This window comes from Mesorhizobium sp. M4A.F.Ca.ET.022.05.2.1 (assembly GCF_003998845.1).
In the GTDB taxonomy this organism is placed as follows: Bacteria; Pseudomonadota; Alphaproteobacteria; order Rhizobiales; family Rhizobiaceae; genus Mesorhizobium.
Genome location: NZ_RZOJ01000722.1, coordinates 1 through 1,281, shown reverse-complemented (window position 1 = coordinate 1,281; position 1,281 = coordinate 1). Strand labels below are relative to the sequence as shown.

The window sequence follows — 1,281 nt, the reverse complement described above, 5'->3', positions numbered from 1 at the left end:
CTCTAATCATGAGCAATCGTCCGCCGCGCGCGGCAGCCTAACACCGGCTGCGCCAGACACAAGATTGCGGCCCGGCTCAGGCCGCGCCGAGCCGTGCATGGATGTCACGCGTCGCATGATAGAGGTCGCGGTAGATTGCCTTGCGCGCGCGATAAGCGGGCACCAGCGCATCGACCGGGTCGACGCGCCTTGCCGGTGGCGCGGCCATTGCCATTGCCGCGTCTTCCGGCGAAGCGAACCATCCGACGGCGGATGCCGCCAGCATGGCGGCGCCGAGTGCGGCCGCCTCGTTGACCGGCGAAACCGAGAGCGGCCGTTCCAGCACGCTCGCCATGATCCGCATCAGCAGCGTCGAATTGGCGCCGCCGCCAGCCGCGATCATCGCCTCTGCCTTGCCGGTCCGCTCCTCCATCGCAGCGGTGGCGATCGCCTGCTCGAAGGCGATGCCTTCCAGCACCGCGCGGAAGAGATGTCTTGGCTCATGGTCGAGCGACAGGCCGACAATGGCGCCGCGCGCAGCACCATCCCAGTACGGGCTCATGACGCCGGCCCAGTACGGCATGACCAGCAGGCCGTCGCTGCCTGCGGGCACCTCCATCGCGGCCTTCTCCAGGATGGCGGCGGAGGGTGCACCGGTGGTGCGCACGATCCAGTCGACCAGCTGCATGCCCGAGCGCAGCACCGTCTCCAGCATGAAGCCGGAGCCGGTCGGTGAGACCAGCGTGCGGAACGCATCCGATGTCGCGACCGCGCCGGCATAGTTGCCGCTGACGACGCCGGAGCCCAGCGAGAGGTAGCTCTTGCCGGGACCGTAGACGCCCATGCCGAGGCCCATCGCCTGGCCGTCGCCGGCGCCGGCGATGATGGGCGTGCCGGCCTGCAGGCCGGTCAGATCGGCGGCGCTTTCGCTCAGGCCGCCGCAGATTTCTCCCGGCCCGACCAGCTCCGGCAAATGCTCCGGCCGCAGCCCGGCGGCCTCGACCAGGCGGGGATGCCAGGTACCGGTCTTGATGTCGAGCAGGCCGAGCGGATCGGCGCTCGCGGTGCTGGTCACCAGCCGTCCGGTCAGCCGGTGGACGAAGAACCCGTGCACGTCGACGAGTGCCGCCGCCTGGCCGAGCGCCTGCGGCCGGTGTTCGGCAAGCCAGGCAAGCGCATAGAGCGCCGGCGTCGGGTCCGGCGGCTTGCCGCTCCAGTCACGGATCGCCTCGCGGCCGATCTCGGCCGAAAGCCGCGCCACTTGCGGGCGGGCGCGCTCGTCCAGCCACAGGATCGCCGGGA

The 1,281-nt window shown here is 70.6% G+C and carries 1 protein-coding gene; it reads right to left on the bottom strand.

The window, feature by feature from the left end:
- Positions 1 to 76: 76 nt before the first annotated feature.
- Positions 77 to 1,281: FGGY family carbohydrate kinase (locus EN745_RS34890; protein ID WP_127423322.1), on the bottom strand; the 1,205-nt coding region annotated here is incomplete at its 5' end.